Source organism: Curtobacterium sp. BH-2-1-1 (assembly GCF_001806325.1).
Lineage (GTDB): Bacteria > Actinomycetota > Actinomycetes > Actinomycetales > Microbacteriaceae > Curtobacterium.
In genome coordinates, this window is sequence record NZ_CP017580.1 from 3748626 (window position 1) to 3771738 (window position 23113).

The window sequence follows — 23113 nt, forward strand, 5'->3', positions numbered from 1 at the left end:
GCACCGCCCAGCCGGTGAACCCAGGACGAGGAGACGAACGACGTGCGCGGTGCCCCTGAGCCAGGCAGTGACGCTGCACTGATCCGGTCGACGCGTGACGGCGACCGGTCGGCGGTGGCAGCGCTGTGGAGCCGGCACCACCGCGCCGCCGTCCGGCACGCGATCGGACTCGTGGGCTCCTCGGACGCCGAGGACGTCGCCTCCGAGGCCTTCACGAACGTCATCGGTGCGATCGAACGCGGGGCCGGCCCGGACGAACTCTTCCGCCCGTACCTGTACACGGTCATCCGCAACGTCGCCAACACCGAGTTCCGCCGACGCGCCCGCCACACGGACGCCGACGTCGACTTCGACGCCTTCGAGGACTCCGGCGCCGACGCGGCGACGGAGATGGCCCGCGCCGCCGACCGCACGGCCCTGGGGCGAGCGTTCAGCACCCTGCCCGAACGGTGGCAGAGCGTGCTCTGGTACACCGAGGTCGAGGGACTGCGACCTCGACACGTCGCCCCGTTGGTCGACCTCCAGCCCGGCGCCGTCTCGTCCCTGGCGTTCCGAGCACGGCGGGCGCTCCGCGCGGCCTGGGTCCAGGAACACCTCGCGACGGACGGCCTGCCCGACGAGTGCCGTCGGCGACTGGCCGCGTTCGGCGCCTACGAGGCGGGCACGCTCACCGCGCGCGACCGTCGTCAGCTCGAGGCGCACATCCGCGACTGCGTGCACTGCCCGCCGGTGCTCGAGGACACGCGCCGACTCGCCGGACGGATCGCGGCGGCACTCCTCCCGCCGGTGGTCGGTCTGGGCATCGGTCACGCGGTGCTGCACGCAGACGCCCCCGCCGCGGCGGCCGTGTCCCCCGCTCGCTCGGCCCCGGCGACGGGTGCTGCTCGCCGAGCACCCCTGCCGGTCACCGGGGTGGTCGGCGTGGTCGCAGCGCTCGTCGTCGTCACGACCGTCGTCGCGGTCGCCGGGACGTGGTCGGACGGCCACCCGACCGGCACGTCCACCGCCGGCGCGCGCGCACCAGGTCCCGCGGGCGTCCCGGCGCCGTCAGGTGAGCACCCCGCACCGGCCGACCGCACCGCCCCGGTCCACGTCGCCGAACCGAGTCCCGTGCCGTCGCCCGGTCGCGACGACACCGGCGCACCGACGACGGTCCCGACCGCTCCGACCCCCGTCGTCGACACGGTCCTCGGGGACTCCTCCCCAGGGGCGTCCTCGACACCCGACGTCCGCACCGACGAACCGAGCGCGAACCCCACGTCACCGGGGACCGGCGGCTCCTCGACCACCGGGGGCGTCGACCCGCAGCTGCCGCGCTCCGCTCCCCCGGTCCCGGCCGAGGACACGATGCTCGTCGCCAGCCGGACCGTCGAGCTCACCGGGACGGCGACGCCCGGCAGCCGCGTCGAGGTCCGCTCCGGCACCCTGACCGCCGCGACCACCGCCGGGTCCGACGGCACGTGGAGGACCACGCTGCGGTTCTCCGGGGACGGGGTCGAACGGGTCAGCATCACCGCGACGACGCCGGACCACGCCACCTCGGTCCCCGTGGTCGTCACGGTCACCGTGGACACCACGGCTCCGGCGGCGCCGACGATCGCGACGACCTGGACGCCCACCGACACCACCCCGCCGGTGTTCTCCGGCACCGCCGAGGCCGGCAGCACGATCGACGTCACCGTCGTCCGCGGCACGAGCGGCACGAGCGGCACGAACAGCACGGGCGGCACGAGCGGCACGAGCGGCACGGGCGACACGAGCGGCACGAACGGCACGAGCAGCACGGCCACCGCGTCGACCACCACCGGTGCCGACGGTCACTGGCGCGTCGCGGTGGACGGCCTCACCCCGACCGCCACTGGGATCCGCGCCACCGCACGGGACGCCGCCGGGAACACCTCCGCGGCGACGAGCAGCGCCCCCTTCGCGTTTGTCCCGACCATCGCCGACCCCGCCGACGGGAGCACCGCGACGGGCGGCCCGCTGCCGGTCACGATCACCGGCTGGGCGGACACCGACGTCGAGGTCGCCGTCGACGGCGCGCTCGTCGGCACGGTGTCGACCGGAGCCGGGGGCCGGTTCAGCGGGCACATCCGGCGCGGGGACACCGGGCTGACGCCGGGTCGGCACACCATCACGGTGCGCTACCGCGACGATGCGGGCGCGTCCACCGAGACCGCCACGGTGACGATCACCGTGGCGGACTGAGCCGCTCCCGCAACCAGCGCTGGGCGCCCGCCGCGTCCTCGAAGCGCCCCTCGTCCTGCGCCTCGGCCGCGGCGTCCAGGACCTCCCGGAACCGCGGCCCCGGCGCGAGCCCCGCCGCGACGAGGTCCCGCCCGGTCACCAGGCGCACCCGGGGTCCCGCGGCCTCGTCGGCACGCATGACCGCGAGCCACGCCCACGCCGGTGACGGCCCGGACGCCGCACCCCGTCCCTGCGAGTCCGCCTCGCACACCCGGGCCCAGCACTCGGCGGTCGCCATCGACCCGCCGAGACGACGGAGCAGTCGGCGCGCTGCCGGCACCGACGGCGCCGCACCGTCGGTCGAGTGCACCACCATGTGCTCTCGCACGATCGTGGCGATGCGCTCGGTGAGGGCGCGCGGCGCGCCGATCCGACGCAGCAGGTCCCGCGCCGCCCGCGCGCCCGAGACCTCGTGCCCGAGGCTGCGGACCCGGACCGTGCCGTCGTCGTCCCGCTCCCGCTGCGTCCCGTCGCCCGCCTTGCCGAGGTCGTGCAGGAGCGCGCCGAGCACCACGACGGTGCGGTCCTCGCCGGTGACGCCGTCGGCCGTGCAGGCAGCGGCAGCAGCGTCCGCCGCGAGCCCCAGGTGCACGTGCACGGGCCCCTCGGGGTGCCACCGCGGGTCCTGCGGCACGTCGCGCACCGCGGCGAGTTCCGGGAGGTGCCGCTCCCACCCGGTGTCGTGCAGCACCTGGAGCGCCCGCGACTGGTGGTCGCCCCGCGCCGTCTTCCGGATCTCCGGCCAGACCCGCTCCGCGGCCACGGACGGGAACGCGTCCACCAGCGACCGGGCGACGTCCACCGTCGACGGGTCGAGCACGAGGTCGAAGCGCGCCACCAGCTGCACGGCGCGCAGCACCCGCAGCGGATCGTCCCCGAACCGGTCCGAGGTGTGTCGGAGCACACCTCGGGCAGCGTCGTCGATCCCACCGACCGCGTCGACGTACTCGTTCGTCGCCGGGTCCCACGCGACCGCGTTGACCGTGAAGTCGCGACGGACGGCGGCCGCGGCGAGCCCGTCGTCGTCGGCGATCCCCGGCACGACCGCGACGTCGACGTGCACGCCCTCGACCACGACCTTGAGGACCTCGAAGCGCGCCCCCGTGGTGACGACGACGGCTCCCGCCGCGCGCAGCGCGTCGACGACCGAGGCGGTGTCCGTGCCGTGCACCTCGACGTCGACGTCGTGGTCGTCGGCGACGGGGACCGCGCGCCCGGACGCACGGAACAGCGCGTCGCGGACCACCCCGCCGACGAGGAACGGTCGGCCGACACCGGCGAGCACGTCCAGGACCACGGCGACGCAGGTGCCCACGCCCAGCGCTCGGGCCGGGTCGTCCGGTCCGGGGCAGCGGTGCACCCCGGTGGGGCGGCGAACGGCTCGGCAGCGGGGGCAGGAGATGGTGGTGGTCACGTGCGGTGTCTTCCAGGACCTCCGTGCGGCGGCACCGAGGGAGTCAGTCTGCCGCACCACGCGCGTCGGCGCGACCGGATGACGGACGGGAGGCGCGGTGCCAGCCGGCACCGCGCCTCCCGTCCGTCAGGAACGCGCGTCTAGGACTTCGACGCCTCGACGAACGTGCGGCGCGGGTCGGTCTCCTTGATGAGGGACGTCGCGTCGCGACCCGACACGGCCCCGGTGACCCACCCGATCACGATGCGCGCCTTGCGGTTCAGCGTCGGCATCGCGTACACGTGGTAGGCGCGGTGCGCGAGCCACGCGAGGAGGTTCGTCATCTTGATGCCCTTGATGTTCGCCGCACCCTTCGCGACACCGTACGACGCGACGGTGCCGATGGACGGGTGGCGGTACTCCTCGAGCGGCTTGCCCGTGATCGTCGCGACCACGTTGTCCGCGGCCACGACGGCCTGGCGGACGGCGTTCTGCGCGTTCGGCGGGTAGTACGCCGGCTGCTTCTCGGCCGTCAGGTCGGGCACCTGCGCGACGTCGCCGAGGCCCCAGACGCCGGGGACGACCTCGTGGGTGTCCTCGCTCTCGACCTGCAGCTTCGCGTTCGCGGCGAGGTGACCCTTCGGGCCGCGCGGCAGGTCGGACGCGTCGAGGAGCGGGTTCGGCTTCACGCCGGCCGTCCAGACGAGCAGGCCGGTGGCGAACTCGTCGCCGTCGGAGAGCTTCACGACGCCGCCCTCGCAGCTCGGCATGGTCGTCTTCAGGCGGACGTCGATGCCGCGGGCACGCAGCGATTCGAGGGTCCACTTGGACAGCTCCGGACCGACCTCGGGCGCGACGCGGTCGAGCGCGTCGATGAGGACCCAGCGGGGGTGCTCGCCGGCGAGCGACGGGTAGGTCTTGATGGCGGCCTGCGAGACGTCGAACAGTTCGCCGATCGCCTCGACGCCGGTGTACCCGCCGCCGACGAAGATGCTCGTGAGCAGCTTGCGGCGCTCGTCCTCGTCGCGGGTGGCAGCGGCCTTGGCGATGTTGTCGAGGAGCTTCGCGCGCACGTAGGCGGCCTCTTCGACGCTCTTGAAGCCGACGCCGTACTCCTCGAGCCCGGGCGTCGGGAACGTGCGCGTGACGGAGCCGAGCGCGACGACGAGCTGGTCGTAACCGAGCGTGCGGTCGTCACCGCCGGCCGTGGCGATCGAGACGGTCTTGTCGGCCGAGGAGATCCCGGTGACCTTGCCCTGGATGACCCGGGTCTTGCGGAGCGCACGGCGCAGCTCGAAGGTCACGTCCTTCGGGGCGATGTGGCCACCGGCGACCTCGGGCAGGAACGGCAGGTACGTGTAGTACGTGTTCTGGTCCACCAGCGTGATGCGCATCGGCACGGTCGCTGCGTGCTTCTGGAGCTGCTTGACGGTGGTGTAGCCAGCGGAGCCGCCGCCGAGGACGAGGACGTGAGGGATGGAGTCTGCCATTCCCCCGGTCTACCCGACTTCGGCTTGCGATGTCATGAGGTCCGCGGCCTGTCGCGGAGCCGCCACCACGCGGTCTCGGCGAGTTCGACGCCCGTGTACACCCCGTGGGGCGTCCGGCGGGACTCGGTGAGCGAGAACCGACGGAGCCGGTAGCCCCCGCCGAAGCGGTCGATGATCGCCTCGGGTGAGGACTCCGCGTCGCGCTTGACGTACCAGGTGCGGTCGTCGACGGCCTCGATCACGCGGTGCTCACCGGCGGCCGCCGATGCGGGAGCGCAGCACGTCGATGCGCTTCTGGATCTGCTCGATGCTCGCCTGCGCCACGGCCGGGCCACCGCTGATGCGGCGGAGTTCGGCGTGGATGGCCCCGTGCGGTTCGTTCGCGTGTCGGGACCAGATCGAGACGAGCCGGTGCAGCTCGGACCGCTGTTCCTTGATCGTCTGGTACATCGGGCGGTCCTCGGGCGCCGGGGCGGCCGCCTTGGGCATACCGTCCTTCGGGGTACGGCCCTTCGCTCGCTTCGCCTGCGTCGCCTGGCGTGCACGGAGCAGGTCGCGCACCTGGTCCGGTTCGAGCAGCCCCGGGATGCCGATGAAGTCGAGTTCCTCGAGCGAGCCCACCTCGCCGCCGCTGCCGAACTCGCCGCCGTCGTAGAGGACACGGTCGAAGGACGCCTGCGAGTCGAGCGCCTCGAACGGCTGGACCTCGAGCAGGCTCTCAGACGCGCGGTCCTCCTTGTTGGCCTCGGCGACCATCGCGTCCTCGGGGTTGTACATCCCGTCGTCGGCGTCCTTCGGGCGGTCGAGGGCGTGGTCGCGCTCGAGCTCGAGGGAGGCCGCCAGCGCCATCAGTCCGGGCACGCTCGGCAGGAACACGCTCGCCGTCTCACCGCGGCGACGGGCCCGGACGAAGCGGCCGATGACCTGGGCGAAGAAGAGCGGGGTGCTCGCGCTCGTGGCGTACACGCCGACGCACAGCCGCGGCACGTCCACGCCCTCGGACACCATGCGGACGGCGACCATCCACCGGGACGTGTCCTCGGCGAAGGCACTGATCCGGCTCGACCCCGCTGCTTCGTCGGAGAGGACGACCGTCGGCCGCTCCCCCGTGATCTGCTGCAGGATGCGGGCGTACGCGCGGGCCGTGGTGGTGTCCGTGGCGATGACGAGGCCGCCGGCGTCCGGCACACCACGGCGGACCTCGGTCAGGCGCTTGTCGGCGGCGGAGAGGACGGCCGGCATCCACTCGCCCTCGGGTGAGAGCGCCGTGCGCCAGGCCTGGGCAGTGATGTCCTTCGTGACCTGCTCGCCGAGCGACGCCGACATCTCGTCGCCCATGCGGGTCTTCCAGCGCATCTGCCCGGCGTACGCCATGAAGAGCACCGGGCGGACGACGCCGTCCTTGAGGGCGCGCCCGTAGCCGTAGTTGTAGTCGGAGATCGAGGTGCGGATGCCCTGCTCGTCGGGGGCGTACTGCACGAACGGGATCGGCGCGGTGTCCGAGCGGAACGGCGTGCCGGAGAGGGACAGGCGACGGGTGGCCTTCGAGAACGCCTCTCTGATGCCGTCGCCCCAGGTCAGGGCGTCGCCGCCGTGGTGGACCTCGTCGAGGATCACGAGCGTCTTGCCGCCGGCGGTGATCTTCTGGTGGACCTCGGGGTTCATGCCGACCTGGGCGTACGTGATCGCCACGCCCTGGTAGTGCCGGCCGAACATGCCGTCGCCGTTCTTGAACATCGGATCGATCCGGATGCCGACGCGGTCCGCCGAGTCCGCCCACTGCCGCTTGAGGTGCTCCGTCGGGGCCACGACGACGATGCGGTCGACGGTGCCGCGGGCGAGGAGCTCGGTCGCGAGCCGGAGCGCGAACGTGGTCTTGCCGGCGCCGGGCGTCGCGGCCGTGAGGAAGTCCCGCGGCTCGGTCTCGAAGTACTTCGTGAGCGCTTCGACCTGCCAGGCGCGGAGCTTCGACGCGGTGCCCCACGCGGCACGGTCCGGGAAGGCCGGTGACAGGTTCTGCACGGCCGAGTTGCCCGCCGCCTCGGCAGCGGCGACGGCCTCGTCGTGGGCGACGACCGCGTGCTCAGGCGCTGCGGTGCCGTCGTCCCACAGGGCCGCGGGCTGGTCCCCCGCCCCTGGCTGATCGGTGTACTCGGCTGCGCTCACTGCACGAGATTCTACCGTCACCCTTCGTCCTGCCGAGCGTGCGGGACGTGCCCCTCGGGCGTGCCGCGCACCAGGGATGCCGGTCGGAGCACGCCGGCGCCGAAGCGTGCGGCGACCGCGTCGATCGTCGTCTCGGTCTCGCGCCACGGCGCGTCGTCGTCCCAGAGCGCGTTGCTCGCCGCCGCCGGCACGAGGTTCTCGCCACGGACCCCGATGAGCCGGATCCGGTTGCCCGGCCGGTGCAGCACGTCGTACAGCTCGACGGCTTCGCGGTGCAGGCGCTTGGCGACGTCGGTCGGTTCCGCGAGGGTGCGGGACCGGGTCAGCGTGGTGAAGTCGGTGTAGCGGACCTTGAGCGCCACCGTCCGCGCCTGGACGTCGGCCCGTCGGAGTCGCACGGCCACCTTGTCGGCGAGGCGCAGGAGTTCCCGGGCGACGTCGTCGCGCTCGGTGAGGTCGTGGCCGAAGGTGACCTCGTGCCCGATCGACTTCTCGCCGACGCCGCTCTCGACCACGCGCGGATCGCGGCCCCACGCGAGGTCGTGCAGGCGCTGACCGCCGGCCGGACCGAGCGCGGAGACGAGCGAGCCCAGCGGCGTGGTCGCGAGGTCCCCCACGGTGCGGATGCCGCGTCGTTCGAGGGTCTCCTGCGTCTTGCCGCCGACCCCCCACAGTGCCGACACGGGCTGCGGGTGCAGGAACGACACGGTGTCGGCAGCCGGCACGACGAGCAGGCCGTCCGGCTTCGACCGACTCGACGCGAGCTTCGCCACGAACTTGGTCGACGCGGCGCCGACGGAGCAGTGCAGGCCCGTCTCGGCGTACACCGCCGCACGGATCGCCCGACCGATCTCCCACGGGGTGCCGTACAGCCGGATCGCCCCGGCGACGTCGAGGAAGGCCTCGTCGATGCCGAGCTTCTCGACGCGGGGCGTGAAGCGGTCGAAGACGGCCATCACGGCGTCGGACTTCGCGCGGTACTTCTCGAAGTGCGGCTCGACGATGATCGCCGCGGGGCACCGGCGCTTGGCGACGGCCATCGGCATCGCGGAGTTGACGCCGTACTTGCGGGCCTCGTACGTGGCGGCCGTGACGACCGAACGGTCGGAGTCGTGCCCGACGATCACCGGCAGGCCGCGGAGGTCCGGCCGGTCGAGCAGCTCCACCGAGGCGAAGAAGGCGTCCATGTCGACGTGCAGCACGCTCGCCGTCACGTCGTCGACGGGCGCGTCGGACACCAGTCGGTTGCGTCCGTCCTGCTTGCTCACACGGCGATGATGCCAGGACCCGCCGACATCGCCCCGACGACCGTTGCGTGGTGGCGGTCGGCGAGCAGCGCGAGCGCCTCGTCGATCCGGCCGAGCGCGTGCGCGGCCGTCGCGATCGCCCGCTCGTCCGGCCGTCCGGAGGCGGCGGCCACCGCCTCGTCGAGCTGGTCGCCGACCCGGACCCAGACCGCCGTCGGCGTGGCGGACCGCGGCCCGGCCACGATGCCGTCGGCGAGCTGCGCGATCGAGGCGGCGAGGCGGTCGGCCGCACCGCGCAGGGCCGCTGGCGGGTCCTGCGGGGCCGAGCCGAGCCTCCCGGCCGCCTCGCGCGCGAAGGTCGCGGCCGCCTGCAGTGAGGCGCGCGTCCTGGCGTCGGCGCGCGCCGGCCCGCCGGTCGGGAAGCGGACCATCGGACGCAGGACGGCGTCCAGTTGGTAGGTGGCGGCGTCGACCGCGCGCGACCGGGCGCGCAGGTCACGCCGGGCGCGGTCCGCCTCCGCCGTGTCGGCCGCGTCCGCCTCGTCGTCGTCCTCGACCCCCACCAGCGCGAGCACGAACGCGCGGACGGCGACCAGCTGCCGGCGCACCGCGCGCCGGATGACGGCACGGGTGGCGATCGGGAAGACGACCGCGCTGACGAGCACCGCGACCGCGGCACCGAGCAGGTTCTCGGCGAGCCGCATCGGGATGAGGGCGTCCGTGAAGGTGCCGGAGAACGCGTACACCTGGCAGAGGACGACCACGAGGCACGCGGCCCAGACCGAGTACACGCCGCCGAAGCCGTACGTGCCGACGGCGAGCAGGACGCACACGAGCACGATCGTCACCCACGGGTGCGTCGTGCCGAGCAGGTGCACGAGGACGATCCCCACCGCTCCCCCGACGACCGTCCCGACGCCGCGGTGGAGGCCCTTCCGGATCCGCTCGTGCGTGGTGTTCGTGCCGGCGAGGACGATCATCACACCGATGACACCCCAGTAGAACCGGCTCCCGTCGAGCAGGAGGGCGAGCGGTTCGACGATCGCGACGGCGATGGCGGCGTGGACGGCGGTCCGGAGCGACGCGGTGAGGTGCCAGCGGCGCCACGGGCCCTCGGCGACGGCGTCCGCGACGACCGGCACGGCTCCGGCCGGGCGCCCGCCGGCGAGGATCACCGGCGTGGCGAAGGGCACACCGGCACCGTGGCGGGGCAGCTCGTCACGGAGCTCGCGCCACCGGAGTCCGGCGGACCGCAGGTCGGTGAACTCGGCAGCCATGCGGCGGACGAGCGCGGTCGTCCGGGATCCGTCGTCGGCCGCCGAGGCCGTGATCCCGTAGCGGGCGAGGAGGGTGTGCGCTGCCTCCTGGCCGTGGCTGCCGCCGTGTCGGAGGACGAGCGTGACGGCCCGGAGCGCGGCGTGCCGGACGTCCGACGGCGCGCCCTGCTCGACCAGTGCCCCGGCCGCGCGGCCGAGCTCGTCGATCGCGAAGTGCGTGTCGAACACCAGGCGGTGCAGTTCCTCGGCGGTGGTGTCGGCGTCGACCCCGCTCGCGGCGAGCATGCCGTCGACCGTCAGGGCGATCTCGTGGTACCGGTCACGAGCGCGTCCGAGCCGGCGGAGGGCACGGCGGCGGGCGCGCTGGTCGTCCGCGGCGGCGCCGACGGCTCCGGCGGCCAGGACCGCGGCGGCTGCCTCGAGCCCGTCGGACCCCCGGGCGACGAACCCGCGACGGGTCCGGAGCAGCGCCCGGTGCGGATCCGGCCGGAACAGGAGGCGGACGACGATCGTCACGGCGAGGGAGCCCGCGACGACGAGCCCGAGCGGGACGACGCTCGTCTCGGGCAGGGGCAGCAGGAGTCCGCAGAGGTACCCGGCGAACCCGACGATCGCCGCGTCCGCCGCCCACACGCCCCACGAGGCCGCCGCGAACTGCACGAACAGCAGCACCACGATGAGGACGAGTTCGAGGAGCCGGAACGGCTGCAGGGCGATGCTCCCGGCGAGTGCGACGACGAACGGCACGAGGACCGCGCCGGTGCGCGCGGCGGTCCGGCCCGTGCTCGGGTCGACGATGACCAGGCAGGTGATGAAGGCCGGCATCGCGCCGATCATCACGCCGAGGATCGCCGGCAGGCCGAACGCCGTGGCGATCGCGTACCCGACGGCCATGCCGGCCGGGACGGCGACGAGGGTGCGGAGGGCACCGTCGGTCTTCACGAGCCCCGGGTCGAGTGCGAGGGCACGGTCCGTCAGTCGCTGGGTGCGGGTCCGTCGCCGCGGGGCGGTCCGGTTCGTGGTCTCGGTCCTCGGCACGCTCCGGCCGCCTCCTGTTCGCTGGGGAGGCCAATGGTACCGCAAGCGAACTAGTTGGGGCGCGCGGCGGTGCTACGGTGCGAGCGGCCCCAGCACCGACGCCGCGATCGTCCGCGCCGCCGAGTCCCGCGACGACGGGTGGTACTGGCCCGCCCGGACGTCCCGGGCCAGGCGCGCGAGCTCGCCACCGGCCCGGTAGGCGCCACCGCCCACGACCCGCATCGCCTCGTCCACGACGTGCTGCGCCGCGTCGACCGCCCGGGCCTTCGTCCCGACGAGCAACGGGAACCACCGCGGCCCGAGGTCGTCGAGCTCGTCGACAGACCGGGCGAGCGAGGTCACCTGCAGCTCGATCGCGTCGACCGTCCCGCGCATGTCCGCGATCGCCCGGCGCACGTCCGGGTCCGCGGACCGCGGTGTCCCGTCGAGTGCCGTGCGCGACCGCACCGCCGACACCGCGAGTGACGCCGCACGGGCGGCGATCCCGACGTACACCGACGCCACGAGCAGCTCGAACGCCGCGAAGACGCCGAACACGAGCGGGTCATGGTTCGGCCCGACCGGCAGGGTCCGCACGATCCGGTCCGTCGGCACGTGCACGCCGTGCAGCTTCGTCGTACGACTCTGCGTCGCCCGCATCCCGAGGGTGTCCCAGTCGTCGAGGTGCTCGACGTCGCCGTCGGACCGCAGCACGAAACCGTGCACGAGCCGCGGCTCCGGCCCGGACCCGTCCTTGCCGAACACGCTCAGCACGTCCCACGCCGGGGCCAGCGAGGTGAAGACCTTCGTCCCCGTGAAGCGGTAGCCGCCGTCGCCGTCCGGCTCCGCCGTCGTCAACGAGTCGAAGAGGACGGCGTCGTTGCCCGGCTCGCTCACACCGAACGCGAGCAAGTGGTCGTCCGCCGCGTGGTCGGTGACGGCCTGGAGGAACGACCCACCCCGCGCAGTGACGGCGCGCGCCGCCTGCACCCAGACCTGGTGCATCCCGAGCCCCAGCGCCGTCGCCGGTGCGGCTTCCGCGAGCCGCCGCTGCACCGCGGTCGTCGCGGCGAGCCCCAGTCCGGCACCGCCGCGTTCGACGGGCACCCCGAGCCGCAGGTAGCCGGCCGCCCGGAGTTCGTCGAGGTCCTCGGTGCAGAACGCGTTCGCGGCGTCGTAGCCGGGGGCGCGGGCGGCGATGCGCTCCAGCAGCTCGTCGCCCAGCACCGCCGCGGGGTTGGCCTTCGTCATGCCACGAGACTATGGTCCGAGGAGTGTCAGCTCGTCATCCGTGGTCCAGGTACGTCGCGATCGGTGACTCGTTCACCGAGGGGATCGGCGACCCCGACCCCACCGTCCCCGGCGGGAACCGTGGCTGGGCGGACCGGGTGGCCGAGGTCCTGGCGAACCAGTCCGAGGACTTCGCCTACGCCAACCTGGCGATCCGCGGGCGACTCCTGCAGCAGATCATCGACGAGCAGGTCGAACCGGCCCTCGCCCTCCGTCCCGACCTCGTCACGGTGTCGGCGGGTGGCAACGACATCATCCGGCCGGGCTCCGACCCCGACGAGCTCGCCGAGCGTGTGGACGCGATGGTGTCCCGGCTGCGGAGCGACGGCGCGACCGTGGTGCTCTTCACCGGTCCGGACGTCGGCATGACCCCGGTGCTCGGGATGGTCCGCGGCAAGACGGCGATCTACAACGAGAACCTGCACGCCATCGCGCTGAAGCACGGCGCCCTCGTCGCGAACATGTGGGCGCTCCGGGTCCTCCGCGACCCGAGGATGTGGGCTCCGGACCGGCTGCACCACTCCCAGATGGGCCACGCGACCGTCGCCGCCGCGGTGCTGGACGCGCTCGGCGTCGAGCACGGGCTCGAACCGTTCAACCCCGAGCCGCTCGAGGCCCGTCCGTGGCGGGAGGCCCGCGCCGAGGACCTCGGCTGGGCGCGCGAGTACCTCGTGCCGTGGGTGGTCCGGCGGATCAGGCACACGTCCTCGGGCGACGGCGTGACCCCGAAGCGACCCGAGCTGCAGGACGTCGTCGAGCACAAGTCCGACACCCCGTAGCGCTCGATCAGTCGGCGGGGCGGCGCAGGGTCAGCGGACCGTCGTGCAGCGGCTCGGTGGCCCACGACGCGGTGGCGGTCCCGGCCGCGAGGTCGATGCGCACGTGCGCGAGGTGCGGCGTCTCCACGAACCGGACATCGACGAGCACGGTGCCGTCCGGTGCGACCGCACCGCTCGCGGCGAGGGGACCGTCGACCGCCCACTCCCCCTCGCCGACCGGTACCGAGAGCGTCCCGCCGTCGACCTCGAGGGCCGCGCGCCACCGGTCGCCGTCGCGCGTGAAGCCGATCCGGTCGATGTCGTCACCGCGGAACGGACCGGCACCGAGGTCGGGGAGGCGACCGCCCTGCACCGGGGGCAGTCCCAGGGAGGCGAGCCGCGCCTCCAGGTCCGCATCCGCGGCCGCGTCGAGGTCCGCAGCGTCGACGGCGGGCAGGAGGTGCTGCCAGGCCGCGTCGAGGACAGCCTGCATGTCGAGGCTCTGGCCGGTGAGCGCGAGGACGACGTCCTGCTCCGGCAGGACGACGCAGAACTGGCCGTAGGCGCCGTCGCCGCGGAAGCCGTGGCGGGCCATCCAGAACTGGAAGCCGTAGCCCTGCGACCAGTCCGGGTTGCCCTCGTCGGGGTTCGCCACCTGCGTGCTCGTGGCGGCGGCGACCCAGTCCTCGTCGAGGATCCGCTCGCCCGCCCACACGCCGCGCTGCAGGTACAGCTGGCCGAGCGCGGCGATCGCCGACGTCGGGGCGTAGCACCCGCTGAACCCGAGCTCAGCGCCGGTCTCGTCCCGGCGCCACGCCAGGTCGTCGATGCCGAGCGGGTCGAGCAGCCGCGGGCGCAGGTAGTCGACCAGGGTGCCGCCGCTGACCCGCCGGACGATGGCGGCGAGCGTGTAGGTGCACGGCTGGTTGTACGCGAAGACGGTGCCGGGCTCCTCGTCGGGCGGCGTGAGCAGGAACCCGCGGACGAGGTTCTCCGGATCGGCGGAGCGGGCGCGGTCGAGGGCTTCCTCTCGGTGGCCGCTCGCCATCGCGAGCAGGTGCCGGACGCGGATGCGGCGGCTGCGTTCGTCGGTGATCTCGGCGTCGAGCTCCGGGAAGTACGAGAGGGCGGTGGCGTCGAGGTCGATGAGCCCCTCGCGGACGGCGATCCCGACGGCGGCGGCGGTGAAGCTCTTGCTGAGGGAGTAGAGCAGGTGGACGCGGTCCTCGGCGTAGGGCTGCCACCAGCCCTGGGCGGCCACCAGACCGTGGCGGAGCAGCACGATGCTGTGCGGTTCGACGTCGGGCGTCGACTCGAGGGCGTCGAGGAACCGGGCGAGGCCACGGGCGTCGATGCCGAGGGCGGACGGGGTGGACCGGGGGAACGTCGTCGTCACCCGTCCGACACTACGTCGCCGCGGGTCGTCACGCGCAGCGCTTCGGTCCGTGTCCTCGTCGGTCTGTCTGAGAGTCACGGCATCTGCGTCACGGGTGCCGTCCACCGGCGCACGCCAGGATCGATCGGCAGCAGCACAGCACGGACGGCACGACGGCACGAGGGGGTCCGATGACGACGGCGGACCACCCGCGGAGACGGCCGACCACGGCGGTCTGGGCGCTCCTCGTCGCCGTCGCCACCGGCCTGCTCGCGTGGGTCCGCATCGGGAGCCCGGCCCGCGGCGTCGCCTGGGCGGAGGACTCCGGGCGCTTCCTCACCGACCGGCTCGCCCTCGGCCCGGTCCGCTCGGTGTGGCACCCGTACGACGGCTACCTGCACGTCCTGCCCCGGCTGGTGGTCGACGCCGCCGTCGCGCTCGGGCGGATCGACCTGTACGCGCTGTCCGTCTCGGCGATGTCGTGCGCGGCCCTCGGCGCGGTGTGCGGAACCGTCTTCGTCCTGGCGCGCGGCGTGGTGCGGGCCTGGCCGCTCCGGGTGCTCCTCGCGGCCGTCCCCGCCCTCGTCCCGCTGGCGCCCGTCGAGATCGCCGGGACCGCGGCGAACCTGCACTGGTACCTGCTGTTCGCGGCACCGTGGCTGCTCGCCCACCGTCCGCGGAGCTGGTGGTCGTCCGCGTGGACCGCCGTCGCGGTGGCGGTCGTGACCACGAGCGAGATCCAGGCCGCCGTGTTCCTGCCGCTCCTGCTGCTGGGCCGTCGGCAGCGTCGGGTCATCCCCGTCGCAGCAGTCGCCCTGCTCGGTGTCGCGGCACAGGTCACGGCAGCGCTGACGCACCCCCGTTCCGCCACGCACCGGGGTGGCATCACCTCGTTCCGGGACATGACCGCCGGGTTCGTCGCCCAGGTCGTCGGCGGCAGCGGGAACGCCGACGTCCGTGCGGTCGGAGCGTCCGTCTCCGCGCACGGCTGGTGGGTCGTCACCGTGCCGGCCGTGCTCCTCGTGGTGGCGGTCGTGGCCGCCCTCGTCCTGGCGGACTGGCGGACCCGGTGGATGCTCCTCGCCGTGAGCGTCGGCGCCGGCGTCGTCTGGTACGCGGCGCTCATCGTGAACCGGACGCCCGGCACGACGTGGTCCTCGTTCACCCCGGCGGCGTGGGCGGGCACGGCGCCCCTGCGGTACGCGGCCGCGTCGTCGATGTTCCTGACCGCGGCGGTCGTCCTCGCCGCCGACGTGTTCCTCGCCCGCGCACGGTGGTCGTGGCGGGCAGCGGGCGCTGTGCTGGTCGTCGCCTCGGTCGTCGCGTTCGTGGCCGAGGCCGGGGCGGTGCCGCTCCGCGAGCACGGGCCGCAGTGGTCCGCCGAGATCGAGCACCGAGCGTCGTACTGCGCGGCGCACCCGGGCGACACCGTCCGGGTCGGCGCGATGCCCAGGATCGCGGGGTGGGACGCGACCGTCCCGTGCGCGATGGTCGAGCGCGCCGTCGGCCGGTGAGGGCTCAGGCGCCCCGGCCCGCGCCGGCCGGGTCGCCGGGCGGCGGGCTGCCCGGGTCGCGGGGCAGTGGGCTGGCCGGGTCGCGGGGCGGCGGGCTGGCCGGGTCGCGGGGCAGTGGCACGGTGCCGGGGGTCGGGTCGGTCGCCAGGCGGGCGTGGGTCTCGACGTCGAAGCGGTCGTCGCCGTAGCGGAGCTTCTCGCGTTCCACTCCCTCGGCGCGGAACCCCGCCCGGGTCGCGACCGCGCACGACGCCGGGTTGTTCGTGCGGTGCCCGAGTTCGAGGCGGTGCAGGCCGAGGGCGAAGGCGTCCTCGGCGGCGGCGGCGAGTGCGCGGGTCGCCAGGCCCCGGCCGCGGGCCTCCGGTCTGAGCCAGTACGAGATCCAGGCGGTGCCGTGGGTGTGCTCGATGGCCGTCACCCCGACGCAGCCGACGACGCGGGCACCGGCGCCGCCCGACCCGTCCGCGAAGTCCGCGACGTCCGCGACGTCCGCGACGATCGCCCAGTACCGGGCGTGCCCGTCGAACCGGTACGTCGCCCCGATGAACGCCTCCGCCGCCGCGACGTCGTCGAACCGCACACCGCCGAACTGGCGCGCGAGCTCCGGGTCCGCCGACGCCGCCAGCAGCACCGGCGCGTCGGACGACCGCCACGGGCGCACGGAGGCCGGCACCGTCACGCGCCCTGGAACGGGTTCGTCCAGCGCCACCACACGCCCGGGTCGTCGATCGGCCGCTCGAGCACGAGCGGCACCGTCACCGGGTCGTGGTCCGTGATGGTGAACCGCACCGTGCCGACGCGCTCCCCCTTCGTGCCGAGGGTGATCTGCTCGAGCTTCGTCCTCGCGGACACCTTCGTCCGCCCCCACACGAGCACCTCGGCCGCGGACCGCGACACCGCGTCCGCCTCGTCCTGCCACGGCGTCGAGAACGTGCCGAAGGTCTGCCCGGCGTGGGTGAGCGTGACGACCTGGAAGTTGTCGGCGACCGACCGGAGCAGCCGCTGGACGTCGACGTCGAGCGAGTCGTGGTCGACGCCGCCGAGCATCGCGCCGACGACCGTGACCTCCTTGCCACCGCGCTCGTACGTCGCCGCGAAGAGCAGGCACGCGCCGGCCTCGTCGAGCGTGCCGGTCTTGATGCCCTCGACACCGTCGAGCCCGAGCAGCTTGTTCGAGTTCTCGATCGCGCCGGCGCCGGGCACCGTGACCTGCTTCGTGCCGACGACCTCCTTCACCACCGGGTTCGCGAGGGCGAGCTGCCCGAGTTCGACGAGGTCGGTGGCCGTCGAGGTGTTGTGCGCGTCGAGGCCGGTCGGCTCCTGGATCGTGGTGTGGTCGAGTCCGTGCTCGTCGAGCCACTCGTCCGCCGCCTGGCGGTAGGCGTCCATCGACCCGAAGGCCCAGAGCGCCAGCGACCCGGCGTAGTTGTTCGCCGACTTCATGAGCATGACCTGGAGCGTCTGGTACTCCGACAGCTGGAGGCCGGCGGGCATCGGCGCGACCTCGCCGTTCACCGCGAGGTACTTCGCGTACAGCGCCTGCATCCCGGGGCTGAAGGTGATCGTCGGGCCGGACTCCCCCGGCCGCAGCGGCTTCTCGTCGAGCACGACGAGCGCGGTGACGACCTTCGAGATGCTCGCGATCGACCGGGGCTTCGTGTCCCCGCTCGTGCGCAGGCTCTCGGGGAAGTCGGTGGCCTCGACCGCGGTGGCGCCGTAGCCGGGGAACGTCAGGTCCGGCACCGACGACGTGGGCGCGGAGTACGTCGTGGTCGAGGCGCTCGCCGGGGCGAACGGCACGACCGCTGCGGCCACGAGGTAGCCGACCGCCAGCACGAGCACGGCGACGACCGAGATGGTCACCGGCCTCCGGACGGCGGAACGGGGGCGGCGGACGACTCGTGACACGGGAACCGAGCGTACCGGGGGCGGGTCCCCCGTGGCTGCGAGGACGCGCTAGGCGCGCGTCGGTGCGGGGTCGGACTGGAGGCGCGGCTCGCCCCCGCCGGCAGCCGTCGCGTCCGACGGGACGCCGGCCCCACCGCCGTCGGGTCCCGTCGGGCGCGCGAAGGTCCACCTCCGCGACAGGTACGCGAAGACGGGGCCTGCGGCGTTCATCACCACGACGGACACCCACGCTGCCCACACGTTGCCCGGTGCGAAGCCGAAGCCGCCGAAGTACGTCGCGAAGAAGGACGCGAACCCGAGGAACATCCCGGGGACCAGCGCGAACGCACGGACCCGGCCGGTGCACATCAGCGCGGTGTTGCACACGAGGATCACGACGCCGAGCACGACGTTCCGGGCGAACTGCCCGTCGCCGAGGAGCGTGCCGATCCGCTGGTCGACGAGCACGATGACGAGGGCGAACGTCGACCCCACCGGCATCGTCGCCCAGAGCCGGGTGGCGTTCCGGAGCGTGGGCTTCGGCCCGAGCAGGAACATCCCCGCCCAGCTGATGAAGATCGCCCAGGTGGGCAGGTTCAGCGCTGTGCCCCCGATGAACGCGGTGGCACCGGCCAGGACGGAGGCGACGATCTCGTGCGGGATCCGTTCACGCATTGCTGAGCTCCTTCGATCGGGTGGTGCCGGTGGTGAGGACGGTGGTGCGGGTGGTCTCGGCGACGACGCGGCCGCGCTTCACGACGAGGGCGCGGTCCGGGCGGTCGAGCAGCACGCCCGCCGGGTCGGTGGTCGAGAGGAGCACGAGGTCGGCGTCGGCGCCGGGACGGATGCCGTAGGTCTCGGCGATCCCGACGACCCGTGCAGCCGAGGTCGTCGCCATGTCGAGGACGCGGGCGAGGTCCTCCGGTCCGGACAGGTGCCCGACCTGCGCGAGCAGCAACCCGATGTCGAGCAGGTCGGCGTTGCCGAACGGGGTGAACGCGTTCCGCACGTTGTTCGACGAGTACGCACTCGTGACGCCGGCGGCCCAGAGGTCGCGGACCGGGACGACACCACGGCGGACGTCGTGGTCGTCGGCGCGACCGCCGAGGTGCAGGTCGGTCGCCGGCAGCGGGACGACCGCGACCCCCGCCTCGGCGAGCCGCGCGAACAGGTCGGCCCGCTCGGTCGAGGGCAGGCTCGCGGACGAGGTCATGTGCCCGAGCGCGACCCGGCCCTGCATCCCGCGGCGGACGACGGTGTCGGCGATGACCCGCGCGAGGGCGAACCGCGGGTCGCTCGTGTCGTCGGCGAAGTCGGCGTGCAGGTCCGCCGGCACGTCGAACTCCTCGGCGAGGTCGAGGACGGTCTCGACGTGCTCGTGGCACTCGGCGAGGGACCGCTCGTTGTACGTGCAGCCGCCGATCACGTCCGCGCCGGCACCGAGCGCCTCGCGCAGGAGTGCGAGCGTCCCCGGCGCCTTCGCGATGCCCTCCTGCGGGAACGCGACGATCTGCAGGTCGAGGGCGTCGCGGTACTCGTCGCGGAGCCCCAGCAGGACCTCGACGCCGGTCAACCCGACGATCGGGTCGACGTCGGGGTGTGCGCGGACCAGCGTCGTGCCGTTCGTGATCGCCTGGTCGAGCAGGGTGCGCGCGCGGTCCCGGACCGAGCCGTGCGTGAACCCGCGCTTGAGCTCCCCGGTGACGGCGATCGCCCCGGCGAGCGTCCCGTCCGGGTTCGGACGTTCCCGGTCGAGCAGGGCCTTGTCGACGTGCAGGTGCGACTCGACGAACCCGGGCACGACGACGCGGCCGGCGCAGTCGACGACCCGGGTGGCGGGGTCGCCGGGCACGGTGCCGACGGCTGCGGTCACCGCGGTGATCGTGCCGTGTTCGACGACGACGTCGACGAGGCCGGGCTCGTCGACCAGGCGGGCGTTGCGGAGGACCAGGTCCACGACGGACCCCTCTTCTTCATCGGTGGTCGGTTGACGCCACCCACCATTCGCCCGTCGTGTTTCCGGCTCCGTCGCAGCGTGTGACGGGCGTGTAAAAGTTGGTCGTACCAATGAGCCAAGCAGACCAATGGACCCTAGGCTCCTGCCCATGCAACGAGGACGCACCCTGAGCGCCGCCACCGCCGCGCACCTCGCGCGCCTGGTGCTCGAGGACCTCGCTCCGGGCGACAAGCTGCCCCCGGAACGGACCCTGGCCGAGGACCTCGCCGTGTCGCGCACGACCGTCCGCGAGGCCATGCAGGAACTCGAACGTCGACGCCTCGTGTCCCGGACGCCCGGTCGCGGGACGGTCGTGCTCCCCCGGTCCGAGGAGGCCACCGCGCTCCTCGAACGCCAGACCGGTGTCGGGCACGCCGAGGACCTCGCGCACCGGGCCGAGAACGTCGCCGAGTTCCGGACCGTCGTCGAGCCCCAGGTCGCCGCGCTCGCCGCAGCCCGTGCCGGCGAGGCCGACCTGCTCGCGCTCGAACGGATCCTGCAGGCCACGCACGCCGGCCTCAGCCCCGAGGAGTCCCTCGCGCAGGACGTCGCGTTCCACGTGCAGGTCGCCCGGGCCTCCGGCAACCCACTCCTGGTCTCCCTGTGCGAGCTCAGCAGCGGCTGGGTGCAGGACGTCCGCGCCCGGTCCCACAGCACGAGCGAGGGCCGCCGGTCGTCGTTCGTGTGGCACGAGCGGATCCTCGACTGCATCCGCCGACACGACGAGGGGGCCGCCCGCGCGGCGATGACCGACCACCTCGCCGACGTCGCCCACCTCGTCGAACGGAAGGCCGACCGATGACGACCCCCGCGATCCCGACCCTCCAGCCCGGAAGGGGACCGGTCCGCGCCGACCGCTACCTGCCGGTCGACCCGGACACCGTCCTCTGGGGGCGGCTGCCGAACGCCGACGACCGACCGGCGATCACCGTCGTGCCGGGCGAGTCCGTGACGATCGACACCGTCAGCCACGAGGGGATCCTCCCCGACCAGGGCAGTGACCCACGTGCCTTCTTCGCCACGCACGGCGTCGCACCGGAGCACGTGCTCGACGACGCCGTCGCGATCGCCCGGACCGGACGCCGCGACCCCGACGCAGACGGACCGCACGTCGTGTCCGGGCCCGTCGGCGTCGCGGGCGCACGACCGGGGGACGTCCTCACCATGACCGTCGTCGAGACGCTCCCCCGCGTGCACTACGGCGTCGTGTCGAACCGCCACGGCCGGGGCGCGCTGCACGGCGAGTACCCCGTCGACGGCACGACCGTGAGCGTCTTCGCCGACGTCGTCGACTCCCCCGCCGGACTCCGCGGCCGCATCCCCCTGACACCCGCCCGCGAACGGTTCGCCCGGTTCCCGCTCGCCCCGTTCCTCGGGATCATGGGCGTCGCGACCCCCGGGGAGCGCCGGCACTCGGTCCCGCCGGGCCGCCACGGCGGGAACATCGACGTGAACCTCCTGCAGGCGGGCACGCAGCTGCACCTGCCCGTCCTCGTGCCCGGTGCGCTCGCGTACGTCGGCGACCCGCACTTCGCGCAGGGCGACGGCGAGGTGGCGCTCACCGCGATGGAGGCCTCGCTCCGCGCGACGGTCCGGTTCGACCTGACACCGGCCGACGAGGCCGCGAGCCGGTTCGGCGACCTCGTGTGGCCGGTCGCCGAGACCCAGGAGTACCTCGTCCCCACCGGGATGGACCCCGACCTCGACGAGGCCGTCCGGGAGTGCGTCCGGCACGCCGTCGCGATCCTCGGTGCGCGCTGGGGGATGGAGCCGCACCTGGCGTACGCCTACCTCTCCGCCGCGACCGACTTCGACATCTCGCAGGTGGTCGACCTCGTCACCGGTGTCCACGCCCGCATCCGCAAGGCCGACTTCGAGGAGCCCACCCGATGACCACGCACCCCGACGCTCCCGAGGGTCTCCTCGAGGCACTCGACGCGTACGAGGCCGCCCTGCTGACGAACGACCTCGACGCCCTCGACGACGCGTTCGTCGACGCACCCGGCACGATGCGCGGCGACGACCGCGGGCTGCTCGTCGGCCACGACGCGATCAGCGCCTTCCGCGGAGCACGCGGCGGGGTCGCGACCAGGACGTTGACGCGGGTCGAGGTCCGGCCCCTCGCCGAGGACCTCGCCCTCGTCGTGTCGGTGTCCCGGTTCGCCGCCGGCGGCCACGGCCTCCAGACCCAGCTGTGGCGCCGCACGACCGCACACGACGACACCGGCCCCGTCGCGTGCTGGCGCATCGAGGCAGCACACGTGACCGGCCGCCCCCGCGCCTTCGACCCGACCGTCTGGCGGGCTGTCGGCGACCCGCTCGTCGCACCCAGCGCCTCCGGGCCGCTCGACGGGCGCACCGTCGCGGTCAAGGACCTCTATGCCGTGCCCGGCCAACCCGTCGGTGCCGGCAACCCCACCTTCCTGCGCGAGGCGCCGGTCGAGACGGCCGCGGCACCGGCCGTCGCGGCGCTCCTCGCCGCCGGTGCGGCGATCCGCGGGATCGCGCGCACCGACGAGTTCGCGTACAACCTCACCGGACGGAACGAGCACCACGGCACACCGCCGAACGCCGCGGACCCGACGCGGCTGCCAGGGGGCTCGTCCAGCGGCTCCGCGTCGGCCGTCGGTCTCGGCATGGCCGACATCGGGATCGGCACGGACACCGCCGGGTCCGTCCGGGTCCCCGCCTCGTACCAGGGGCTCTGGGGCCTCCGGACGACCCACGGCACGGTCCCCCGCGACGGTCTGCTCCCCCTCGCACCGTCCTTCGACACCGTGGGGTGGCTCACCCGCGACGCCGAGACGCTCCTCGCCGTGGTCGACGCCACCGTGCCCGACCCCGGTCCGGCCCCGGCACCGACGCCCCTCGTCGTCCCGGAGGACCTGCTCGCCCTGGTCGACCCCGACACCGCCAGCGCGTTCTCGGCGTTCACCCGGTGCCTCGACGACGAACCCGACCGGGTCCGGCTCGCGGACCTCGGCGTCCCCGCCCCCGACGAGCTCCGCGAACTGCTCCGCCTGGTGCAGGCCGCCGAGGCCGTCGCCGCCCACGGAGCCTGGATCGCCCGACACCCCGGCGCGTTGAGCACCGTCGTCGGGGACCGGTTCGCAGCAGCCGCGGCGAACGACCCCGCCGCCACCGCCGACGCGGTCCAGCGCCTCGGCGTCGTCCGGGACACCATCCGCCGGGCGCTGGTCGGCCTGACCCTCGTGTTCCCGACCGTGCCGGGCCCCGCACCGCTCGTGTCCGCCGACGCCGCCGCACTCGAGCGCAGCAGGACCGCGACGACGGGGTTGACGAGCCTCGCGAGCGTGGGCGGCCTCCCCGCGGTGAGCGCCCCCGCCCTCACCGTCGACGACGCCCCGGTCGGCGTGTGCCTGGTCGGCGCGGTCGGCACCGACCGGGACCTGGTGCGCCGTGCACGAGACCTGACGACCCGCTGAGGTGCGCCGG

General features: G+C 74.0%; 18 protein-coding genes. 6 read left to right on the forward strand and 12 right to left on the reverse strand.

Annotated features, from left to right (window positions below; all coding sequences use genetic code 11):
* Positions 1 to 114 precede the first annotated feature (114 nt).
* Entirely contained in the window at positions 115 to 2208 is a 2094-nt protein-coding gene (locus BJK06_RS17845; protein ID WP_181015116.1) for a sigma-70 family RNA polymerase sigma factor, read from the forward strand.
* Here BJK06_RS17845 and BJK06_RS17850 read toward each other — a convergent pair.
* The 7 genes from BJK06_RS17850 to BJK06_RS17880 form a co-directional block, all read right to left on the reverse strand.
* Positions 2192 to 3661, reverse strand: a complete 1470-nt coding sequence (locus BJK06_RS17850; protein ID WP_181015117.1) for an HD domain-containing protein — start codon at positions 3659 to 3661, stop codon at positions 2192 to 2194. The genes BJK06_RS17845 and BJK06_RS17850 overlap by 17 nt on opposite strands.
* A gap of 140 nt (positions 3662 to 3801) precedes the next feature.
* Entirely contained in the window at positions 3802 to 5130 is a 1329-nt protein-coding gene (locus BJK06_RS17855) for an NAD(P)/FAD-dependent oxidoreductase (protein ID WP_070419018.1), read from the reverse strand.
* 32 nt (positions 5131 to 5162) lie between these two features.
* The gene (locus BJK06_RS17860; protein ID WP_070419019.1) at positions 5163 to 5372 is read right to left on the reverse strand and encodes a hypothetical protein; all 210 of its coding nucleotides are present in this window, start codon (positions 5370 to 5372) and stop codon (positions 5163 to 5165) included.
* Between the two features lie 7 nt (positions 5373 to 5379).
* Entirely contained in the window at positions 5380 to 7296 is a 1917-nt protein-coding gene (locus BJK06_RS17865) for a DEAD/DEAH box helicase (RefSeq protein WP_374115176.1), read from the reverse strand.
* Between the two features lie 17 nt (positions 7297 to 7313).
* Positions 7314 to 8564, reverse strand: a complete 1251-nt coding sequence (gene dinB / locus BJK06_RS17870; protein ID WP_070419020.1) for a DNA polymerase IV — start codon at positions 8562 to 8564, stop codon at positions 7314 to 7316.
* Positions 8561 to 10858 (reverse strand): FUSC family protein, encoded by a 2298-nt coding sequence (locus BJK06_RS17875; protein ID WP_070419021.1) that lies wholly within the window; start codon positions 10856 to 10858, stop codon positions 8561 to 8563. Before BJK06_RS17875 ends, dinB begins: the two co-directional genes overlap by 4 nt.
* A 72-nt stretch (positions 10859 to 10930) precedes the next feature.
* Positions 10931 to 12088 carry an acyl-CoA dehydrogenase family protein gene (locus BJK06_RS17880; protein ID WP_070419022.1) on the reverse strand — a complete coding sequence of 386 codons (1158 nt, stop codon included), beginning with the start codon at positions 12086 to 12088 and terminating at the stop codon, positions 10931 to 10933.
* 23 nt (positions 12089 to 12111) lie between these two features.
* On the opposite strand from BJK06_RS17880, the gene BJK06_RS17885 reads away from it, so the two are divergent.
* Positions 12112 to 12906, forward strand: a complete 795-nt coding sequence (locus BJK06_RS17885; RefSeq protein ID WP_070419023.1) for an SGNH/GDSL hydrolase family protein — start codon at positions 12112 to 12114, stop codon at positions 12904 to 12906.
* 7 nt (positions 12907 to 12913) lie between these two features.
* Here the strand turns inward: BJK06_RS17885 and BJK06_RS17890 are convergent, their stop codons facing one another.
* Positions 12914 to 14281 carry a serine hydrolase gene (locus tag BJK06_RS17890; protein ID WP_070419024.1) on the reverse strand — a complete coding sequence of 456 codons (1368 nt, stop codon included), beginning with the start codon at positions 14279 to 14281 and terminating at the stop codon, positions 12914 to 12916.
* 170 nt (positions 14282 to 14451) lie between these two features.
* Here BJK06_RS17890 and BJK06_RS17895 point away from each other — a divergent pair, with 170 nt between their 5' ends.
* Positions 14452 to 15774: a hypothetical protein gene (locus BJK06_RS17895; RefSeq protein ID WP_070419025.1), complete on the forward strand. Its 1323-nt coding sequence runs from the start codon at positions 14452 to 14454 to the stop codon at positions 15772 to 15774.
* Between the two features lie 4 nt (positions 15775 to 15778).
* On the opposite strand, the gene BJK06_RS17900 is transcribed toward BJK06_RS17895, so the two are convergent.
* From BJK06_RS17900 to BJK06_RS17915, 4 genes are read right to left on the reverse strand one after another with little or no spacing between them, the layout of a single operon-like run.
* The gene (locus BJK06_RS17900) at positions 15779 to 16447 is read right to left on the reverse strand and encodes a GNAT family N-acetyltransferase (protein WP_083295473.1); all 669 of its coding nucleotides are present in this window, start codon (positions 16445 to 16447) and stop codon (positions 15779 to 15781) included.
* A gap of 2 nt (positions 16448 to 16449) precedes the next feature.
* Positions 16450 to 17682 (reverse strand): D-alanyl-D-alanine carboxypeptidase family protein, encoded by a 1233-nt coding sequence (locus tag BJK06_RS17905; protein WP_083295368.1) that lies wholly within the window; start codon positions 17680 to 17682, stop codon positions 16450 to 16452.
* A 48-nt stretch (positions 17683 to 17730) separates the two neighbouring features.
* Positions 17731 to 18336, reverse strand: coding sequence for a DUF1097 domain-containing protein (locus BJK06_RS17910; protein ID WP_070419028.1), 606 nt, complete (start codon positions 18334 to 18336; stop codon positions 17731 to 17733).
* Positions 18329 to 19618, reverse strand: coding sequence for an amidohydrolase family protein (locus BJK06_RS17915; RefSeq protein ID WP_070419029.1), 1290 nt, complete (start codon positions 19616 to 19618; stop codon positions 18329 to 18331). Before BJK06_RS17915 ends, BJK06_RS17910 begins: the two co-directional genes overlap by 8 nt.
* A gap of 148 nt (positions 19619 to 19766) precedes the next feature.
* Between BJK06_RS17915 and BJK06_RS17920 the strand changes: the two genes are divergently transcribed.
* Genes BJK06_RS17920 through BJK06_RS17930 form a run of 3 tightly spaced genes read left to right on the forward strand, consistent with a single transcriptional unit; the run spans position 19767 to position 23103 of the window.
* On the forward strand, positions 19767 to 20459 hold the full coding sequence (locus BJK06_RS17920; protein WP_070419030.1) for a FadR/GntR family transcriptional regulator: 693 nt from the start codon (positions 19767 to 19769) through the stop codon (positions 20457 to 20459).
* A complete protein-coding gene (locus tag BJK06_RS17925) occupies positions 20456 to 21550 on the forward strand; it encodes an acetamidase/formamidase family protein (protein ID WP_070419031.1) in 1095 nt (364 codons plus the stop codon). The genes BJK06_RS17920 and BJK06_RS17925 overlap by 4 nt, the downstream gene beginning before the upstream one ends.
* Entirely contained in the window at positions 21547 to 23103 is a 1557-nt protein-coding gene (locus BJK06_RS17930; RefSeq protein WP_070419032.1) for an AtzH-like domain-containing protein, read from the forward strand. The genes BJK06_RS17925 and BJK06_RS17930 overlap by 4 nt, the downstream gene beginning before the upstream one ends.
* The last annotated feature ends 10 nt before the right edge of the window (positions 23104 to 23113 follow it).